The organism is Bacillus sp. JJ675 (genome assembly GCF_036963165.1).
In the GTDB taxonomy this organism is placed as follows: Bacteria; Bacillota; Bacilli; order Bacillales; family Bacillaceae; genus Bacillus; species Bacillus glycinifermentans.
Genome location: NZ_JBALMR010000122.1, coordinates 1 through 7,034, shown reverse-complemented (window position 1 = coordinate 7,034; position 7,034 = coordinate 1). Strand labels below are relative to the sequence as shown.

8 protein-coding genes and 1 riboswitch are annotated in these 7,034 nt (G+C 47.0%); of the genes, 3 read left to right on the top strand and 5 right to left on the bottom strand.

Annotation, left to right across the window (positions count from 1 at the left end):
* Window positions 1–40: 40 nt before the first annotated feature.
* Window positions 41–490: a MarR family winged helix-turn-helix transcriptional regulator gene (locus V7126_RS23640; protein ID WP_335499795.1), complete on the bottom strand. Its 450-nt coding sequence runs from the start codon at window positions 488–490 to the stop codon at window positions 41–43.
* Window positions 491–634: 144 nt separating this feature from the next.
* On the opposite strand from V7126_RS23640, the gene V7126_RS23635 reads away from it, so the two are divergent.
* Window positions 635–1,048 (top strand): organic hydroperoxide resistance protein, encoded by a 414-nt coding sequence (locus tag V7126_RS23635; RefSeq protein WP_046131850.1) that lies wholly within the window; start codon window positions 635–637, stop codon window positions 1,046–1,048.
* Between the two features lie 70 nt (window positions 1,049–1,118).
* A complete protein-coding gene (locus V7126_RS23630) occupies window positions 1,119–1,766 on the top strand; it encodes a hypothetical protein (RefSeq protein WP_175076274.1) in 648 nt (215 codons plus the stop codon).
* A gap of 17 nt (window positions 1,767–1,783) precedes the next feature.
* Here V7126_RS23630 and V7126_RS23625 read toward each other — a convergent pair whose 3' ends face one another.
* Window positions 1,784–2,254, bottom strand: a complete 471-nt coding sequence (locus tag V7126_RS23625) for a nucleoside deaminase (RefSeq protein ID WP_046131852.1) — start codon at window positions 2,252–2,254, stop codon at window positions 1,784–1,786.
* A 147-nt stretch (window positions 2,255–2,401) separates the two neighbouring features.
* Here V7126_RS23625 and V7126_RS23620 point away from each other — a divergent pair, with 147 nt between their 5' ends.
* A complete protein-coding gene (locus tag V7126_RS23620) occupies window positions 2,402–3,034 on the top strand; it encodes a histidine phosphatase family protein (protein ID WP_046131853.1) in 633 nt (210 codons plus the stop codon).
* A 36-nt stretch (window positions 3,035–3,070) separates the two neighbouring features.
* Here the strand turns inward: V7126_RS23620 and V7126_RS23615 are convergent, their stop codons facing one another.
* The 3 genes from V7126_RS23615 to metE all read right to left on the bottom strand — a co-directional run bounded on the left by V7126_RS23615 (window position 3,071) and on the right by metE (window position 6,566).
* Window positions 3,071–3,787 carry a WXG100 family type VII secretion target gene (locus tag V7126_RS23615; RefSeq protein WP_175076273.1) on the bottom strand — a complete coding sequence of 239 codons (717 nt, stop codon included), beginning with the start codon at window positions 3,785–3,787 and terminating at the stop codon, window positions 3,071–3,073.
* On the bottom strand, window positions 3,788–4,099 hold the full coding sequence (locus tag V7126_RS23610; protein ID WP_175076272.1) for a DUF5082 domain-containing protein: 312 nt from the start codon (window positions 4,097–4,099) through the stop codon (window positions 3,788–3,790). It lies immediately after the preceding gene.
* Window positions 4,100–4,277: 178 nt separating this feature from the next.
* A complete protein-coding gene (gene metE / locus V7126_RS23605) occupies window positions 4,278–6,566 on the bottom strand; it encodes a 5-methyltetrahydropteroyltriglutamate--homocysteine S-methyltransferase (protein ID WP_175076271.1) in 2,289 nt (762 codons plus the stop codon).
* A gap of 151 nt (window positions 6,567–6,717) precedes the next feature.
* Window positions 6,718–6,909: riboswitch (cobalamin riboswitch) on the bottom strand.
* Between the last annotated feature and the right edge of the window lie 125 nt (window positions 6,910–7,034).

Genomic DNA, 7,034 nt, shown 5'->3' with positions numbered 1-7,034 from the left:
TTTGTCGACAAGCTGAAGCGCCTTCCAATTGAAGGCGCTTTTACTTTCTGTTTTCTTTCGTCATTGAAGCAAGAAGCGAACTGAGCGAGTGTTTTAATCGCTCGAGCTCTTCAACGGGCAGGTTCGTCTGCGCCAGCATAGTTTGCGGGATGCAGCTTGCTCTTTCTTTCATCTCTGCACCGGAGGAAGTCAGTTTGACGATCACAGACCGTTCATCTTCAGGCGACCGTTCCCTCGTGATCAACCCGCGTTGCTCCATTCTTTTCAGCATCGGTGTCAGAGTCCCTGAGTCCAAGTAAAGAAGCTCCCCCATTTTCTTCACGCTTAAACCTTCATGCTCCCACAATAAAAGAAGCGCCAAGTATTGCGGATAGGTAATGTTCAGCTCATCGAGAAGCGGCTTGTACAGCTTCGTCATCTCGCGCGAACTGGCATAAAGCAGAAAACACAGCTGCCTGTCAAGCTTCATATGTTCAAATTCGTTTGCCATCGATTCACCAACTTTTATTTTGTTCCGTTTTTATTGTATAAGATTTTTCGTCTTTTTCCTATTCTTTCACAAGTATCATGTTTAAAAAGCGCGTTTTGTGAAATATAAGAAGTAAGGACAAAAACATTAGGGGAGGAAGTTGAGATGACTGCATTATTCACAGCAAAAGCAACGGCAAAAGGCGGAAGATCCGGACACGTCGCTTCAGATGACGGAATCCTGGATTACGATCTTGTCATGCCGAATGAAAAAAAGGAAGGAGAGACAGGAACAAATCCTGAACAGCTGTTTGCCGCAGGGTATGCAGCATGCTTCGGCGGCGCATTGGAACTCGTCGCCAAAAAGCAGGGCATTGATCTTGAATCTGAGGTAGAAGGCCGTGTAAGTTTAATAAAGGATGAAAGTGACGGCGGATTTAAGATTGGCGTTCAGCTCGTTGTCTCCGCAGGCGGATTGGAAAAAGAAAAGGCCGAGGAGCTTGTGAAGGCCGCGCACGAATTTTGCCCTTACTCCAAGGCGACGAGAGGAAACATCGATGTAGACCTGCAAGTGAAATAGCCTTTCAGGCGGGAAAGCAAACAGGAGTTTGCTTTCTTTTTTAGCATCCATTACTCGAAAGGAGCCCAACATGAAATATATGAAATGGACGATGATGATAACCGTTTTTCTTGTATTCGCCATGTTTTCGGGATGTGCCGGCGGCGCGCAGGAAAACGATCGGCAGCAGCCGGCTGATCAAGCCGCTCAGAAAAAAAGCGATTTAAGAAAATACTCTTATGATAAAGATAAGCAAACAGAAGACGACTTTGATCTTATCGGACAATATGTACAAGCTGAAGATGACCAGATGACCATCAAGATCAAAGATCAGGAAGTGATTATTACAAAAAGCAAACGCTTTAAGAACAATGAAGACTACGAAGACCTCATGGGCAAGCTTGTGAAAGTGGAGGTGAACGGAAAAAGCCAGGAAGCAGAAGAGATTGAGCTGATGCCGCAGTCGAAAGCCGATGAAAACGGCGTATATGAACAGGAAAAGGACGGAAGCCGAAAAATCGTCGCAACGCTTGTTGATGAAACCGGTAAACGGATTACAGTCAAGACAAAAGCCGGAAACAAGACGTATCAGAAAACGGCTGATTTTGAGCGGGATATAGCAGAAAGTCCGGGTAAGCTGAAGGGGAAAACGGTAAGGCTCAGCATTCAGAAGGACGGTAAAGCGGAAAGCCTGGACTTCGAAGCTGAAGATCAGCACCTTGACTGGTATAAACAATAGGGAGCCTTGAAGGCTCCCTAATATTGTATTTTATCGTCCGTTTGCTTCCATGTGAGGAAAGGTTCGAGCTTATCCCGAAGCTCTATATGATAAAAAGGAATCGTTCGGTCGCTCTGTTTTTTTCTGATTTCCTCATAAATAAACGAGTCGTCAAAACCGGCTGATGCGGCATCGGAATCCTTTGCCGCAAAGTACACTTCCTTTGGCCTCGCCCAGTAAATCGCCCCCAGGCACATCGGACAAGGCTCACAGCTTGTATAAATAATGCAGTCGTTCAGCTGAAAATCGCCAAGTGCTTCACAGGCAAGCCGAATGGCCGTCACTTCGGCATGTGCGGTCGGATCATTGCTCGTCGTTACATTGTTTTTCCCTTCGGCAATGATCCGGCCGTCTTTGACAATCACGCAGCCGAACGGGCCGCCTGTCCCGTCCTTTACACTTTCGACCGCAAGTTCGATCGCACGCTGCAAAAATGCTTCATGATTCATCTTTTGTATCCTCCTTGGTCGTCCTCATGATGATTATAGCTGATTGACAAAGAAAAATGAATTTAGTTCAGAATATTCTTTATTTTTGATTTCATATTTGGCATCACATAAAATAGACATACATAGAAATGGACGGGAGAGGATTTTTTGCTTACTTTGTATATTGCCAGACACGGACAGACCGAATGGAATATTGAAAAGAGAATGCAAGGCTGGGAGGATTCAAAATTAACGCCTTTAGGTTTGGCGAATGCCGAAGCGCTCGGCGAAAAGCTGAAGGACATCCCATTTCAGGCTGCATATGTCAGCACAAGCGGCCGTGCCGTAGACTCCGCTATGGCGATCCTCAAAAATCGTTCGATCCCTATCATCAAAGACGGCATATTTAAAGAAATTTCTCTCGGTTCTTGGGAAGGCAAGACATTTGAAGACATCAAACGAAACGATCCTGAGATGCTTGACGCCTACTTTCAGGCGCCTGAACGGTATATTCCGAATGAAGGGGAAAGCTTTCGCCAATTTGAAGGGCGGGTCAGACGGGCTCTGGGACAAATCACCGAAAAGCACCGGGAAGGAAACATTCTGCTTGTTACCCATTCCGTCTTCATCCTCATGCTGCTGAATATCTTCAAAAAACGTCCGATTGATGATGTATGGAATTCGAGCTATGTCCATGATACGGCGCTGGCTGTCGCCGCAATCAAGGAAAACGGAGACGCAGTCATATTAAAAGAAGGAGACGGAGAGCACCGGATTGAGCAGGCCGGCGCCACATGGTAATGATTAAAAAAGAAGCCTTAAAGGCTTCTTTTTTAATTACCAATCGCGTTCGCTTTCTCGCACGGGATCGCCAAGTTTCGCGGCGGAGATGTACGAAGAGTCGGACAGGCGAATCGTTTTGACATCGGATATGCCGGCTTTCGTTTTGACGTTTGCGAACGTGAAAACCGTGCGGGAAAGGGGGGAACCGGCAATTTGTCCGTATGCGATAAGGCACAGATTCCCCGTAACTTTCCGGCTTAGCAGGCGGCGCACAGACCAAAGCTGTTTTTTTCCTTGTTCATCAAACTGAAAATACGGAGTGCCGCGGTCTTTGAAGAACAGGCCGGACAGGCCGTTTTCTTTTAATTGCTTCATCAAAACAAGCGGCTCTGATAAAAGCGATGCTGTCAGCCTGAAGCTTCCGGACGGGCGCACTGATGCCAATAAGCTTATAATGGGCGGATAGCCGGTTAAGTGTCCGCCGCTTTGAAATAGCCGCGCCGCAAGCATTTGATCCGTTTTGATCATGCGGGCTTCAGTGTGTGAAAGCAAATGCTCCAGATCATCGAGCGTATGCAAGTATCCTTTGATTTCATGTTCCATGTCGGTTTGCGCCTGATCGATGGCGCTTGTTTTTGCCGCTGTCACGCTTGACAGCAGAACCTGCAGATGGCGGTTCAAACGGTGCATCAGGTCGCTGATTTGCTGATGGGAATGGCGAAATTGGCGGGCTAGGGCGTGCAAATCATGTACATTCAGGCGAATGGCCATTTAAAGCTCCCCGGCTTCCAGCTGAAGCCTTTCAATCTCCTCGGCGACACGCTGTTTCACGGTTCTCAGTCTGTCATACACGCGAAATTCCACGCGGTCGAGATCATCCAAAAGGGCGTCATACATTTCCCGCGCCTGGCCCCGCCATCCGTTCATATGCATTTGATGAGCCTTTAAAATGCACGAGCTTTCATGTCTCAGCTCAGTTATAACAGAATTCAAATCTTTTACATAAAGTGTGAGAGAGTGAATATCTTCATCATACGCTTTTCTTTTTAATTCTCTTTCTAAGGATTTTCCATCGTCTATCACTACATATTTTCCTTCCCTTCCATCATCTACTATCAATATGTTAAAAGAAAAGAATCTGGAAAGAAATCGTACGAATGAATCAAAAGTCATAATAAAAATTTGCCAATTAAACCGCGATAATTAGTTCCTAAGAACTATAATGAAAAAGAACCATCCATACGGACGGTTCTTTTTGATATCAAACGGTTTGAGCGAGCTGGTCTCTCGCTTGTTTTGCAGCTTCAACCATATTTTTCAACGCGGCAATCGTTTCTTCAGGCTGTCTCGTTTTTAAGCCGCAGTCCGGATTGACCCAAAAGCGGTCGGCAGGACAAACGTTCAAGGCATCCTGAATGATCGAGAGCATTTCATCTGCCGGAGGGACGCGCGGGCTGTGAATGTCGTATACCCCAAGACCGAGCCCTTTCAAATACGGATGCTTTTCAAGATAATCGAGGAATCCGCCGTGGCTTCTGCTGTGTTCGATCGTGATGACGTCCGCGTCAAGGTCTTCGATCGCGTCAACAATATCCTCAAAGTTGCTGTAGCACATATGCGTATGGATTTGCGTCGTATCCTTGACAGATGATGTGGACAATCTAAAAGCTTCAGCCGCCCATGAGAGGTACTCATCCCAGTCGCGTTCTTTCAGCGGGAGTCCTTCTCTTAAGGCCGGTTCGTCAACCTGTATGATTTGAATTCCGGCTTTTTCAAGCGCTTCGACCTCTTTTCTGAGGGCGTGCGCGATTTGAAATGCGATTTCTTTTCTCGGAAGATCGTAGCGGGCGAACGACCAGTTTAAAATCGTAACAGGTCCTGTCAGCATCCCTTTTACCTGTTTGGAGGTCAGGGATTGGGCGTACACCGTTTCTTTGACCGTCATCGGCTCTTTGAATTCGACATCCCCGTAGATCACCGGCGGACGGACGCAGCGGGAGCCGTAAGACTGCACCCAGGCATACTTGGTAAATGCGAACCCTCCCAGTTTTTCGCCGAAATATTCGACCATGTCCGTCCTTTCGAATTCTCCGTGAACGAGAACGTCAAGCCCGACCTCTTCCTGAATATCGATCCATTTTTTCGTTTCGGCTTTAATAAATGCCTCGTACTGCTCGTCTGACCATTCTTTTTTCCGCCATTTTTGCCGTGCGCTGCGCACTTCGGCGGTTTGCGGGAAGCTTCCGATCGTTGTCGTCGGCAAAATCGGCAGGCCGAGCGATTCGCTTTGAATGCTGAGCCGCTCTTCAAAAGGCGTCGCCCGCTTAAAGTCTTCTGCGGTCAGCCTGTTTCTTTCTTCAGCGAACGCCGTGTCCGCGGCGGTTCCAAATTGTTTAAGGGCTTCCAGATGCCTGTTTGCTGCATCGATTTGCTCTTTGACGGCCGCTTTCCCGGAAACCAATCCTTCCTTCAGCAGGCTGATTTCTGAAAGCTTTTCCTTTGCAAAGGACAGGCCGTTCAGCAAATCGCCGGCCAGCTGTTCATCGGGGTGCTTGGCGACAGGAACGTGAAGCAGGCTGTTTGAAGGCTGAATCCACACCTCTCCCACACCGAGTTCGCCGATCAGCTCCGTAATCCAGTCGAGCCGTTCTTCAAGGTTGGCTTTCCAAATGTTTCGCCCGTCGAGAATTCCGGCGGCAAGCACTTTATCTTTAGGGAAGCCGTGCGCTTTTACCTGTTCGAGGTTTTTTCCTTTGTCATGGACGAAGTCCAGGCCGATTCCTTCAACCGGAAAGGAGATCAGCTCCTCGTATGCATCAACAGAATCAAAATACGTTTGCAGAAGGATATTCAGCCCGGATACTTCGGCTGCAATCGCCTGGTAGATATCTTTCGCGGCGGCGACTTCGCCAGAAGAAGCCGTGACAAACGCAGGTTCGTCGATTTGTACCCATTTTACGCCTTCTTCTTCAAGTTCCTTCAGAAGCTGGATGTAAAGCGGGATCATGCTTTTGTAAATGCCTTTGATATCCTGTTTTTCGTAGCCCTTGGCCAGCGCTACAAACGTGTAAAGGCCGAGGATCACGGGTTTCGTTTCGATGCCCAATGCCTCTTTCGCCCGGCGGTAATCTTCAAGCGGCTTATTGTTTGTGAGGCGGTATTGTGCGTTTTTTTCATATTCAGGAACGATATAGTGGTAGTTTGTGTTAAACCATTTTGTCATTTCGCACGATACGGCTTCTTTTGTGCCTCTCGCCATTGCAAAATAAGTGTCCAAAGGATCGTTAATATGTTTGAACCTCTCCGGGATCCAGTTGAACATCACCGCCGTGTCCAGAACGTGGTCATAGAATGTAAAGTCGGAAACCGGTACGATGTCGATTTGCTGGTCAACCTGCGTTTTAAGGGCTGCAACGAATTGTTTGTCCATTTCGTTCAGGAATGTCTCACGTTCTTTGTTTCCTTTCCAATAGGCCTCAAGCGATTTTTTCCATTCCCTGTTCAAGCCGATTCTTGGAAATCCCAAGCTGCTTGTTTTCACATTTGTCATGTTAGGTCTCCTCCTTTTAATATTCAATAAAAAAAGACACTCACTCTCCGGATGGGTTGAAGGTGAATGCCTGATTCAGCATTTTTGTGAACGAGAAATAAACGTAGCCTTTTGTTACGTCAACTCGAACACCTCCTATCGACCGTAGGTATATGGTGTGTCAGAACAGGCAGGTCTCCTGGCTCATGAATCAGCGGTTATTTCACCCTTCCCGTATAGAAACAGTGGGTTTTTTCTGAAATAACCTCCTCAATTACAGTGGCGGGACCGCGTTGGATTTTCACCAATCTTCCCTTTTAAAATCTAACGTCACGCTAGATTACCGTGCTCCCGGTATGAAATTGTTTAGTAGATTATATACCGTGACGATCCTTTAGTCAAAATAATTTTTGAATTCTTACAATTAAAAAGATTCTGCGTCATAAAAAGGCTGCCGACATTGTCGGCAGCCTCAGCTTGTCGACAAAG

Coding starts and splice junctions, on each gene's coding strand:
- V7126_RS23625 (WP_046131852.1), bottom strand. CDS start 2,254: ATGAATCATGAAGCATTTTTGCAGCGTGCGATCGAACTTGCGGTCGAA.
- V7126_RS23640 (WP_335499795.1), bottom strand. CDS start 490: ATGGCAAACGAATTTGAACATATGAAGCTTGACAGGCAGCTGTGTTTT.
- V7126_RS23630 (WP_175076274.1), top strand. CDS start 1,119: ATGAAATATATGAAATGGACGATGATGATAACCGTTTTTCTTGTATTC.
- metE (WP_175076271.1), bottom strand. CDS start 6,566: ATGACAAATGTGAAAACAAGCAGCTTGGGATTTCCAAGAATCGGCTTG.
- V7126_RS23635 (WP_046131850.1), top strand. CDS start 635: ATGACTGCATTATTCACAGCAAAAGCAACGGCAAAAGGCGGAAGATCC.
- V7126_RS23615 (WP_175076273.1), bottom strand. CDS start 3,787: ATGGCCATTCGCCTGAATGTACATGATTTGCACGCCCTAGCCCGCCAA.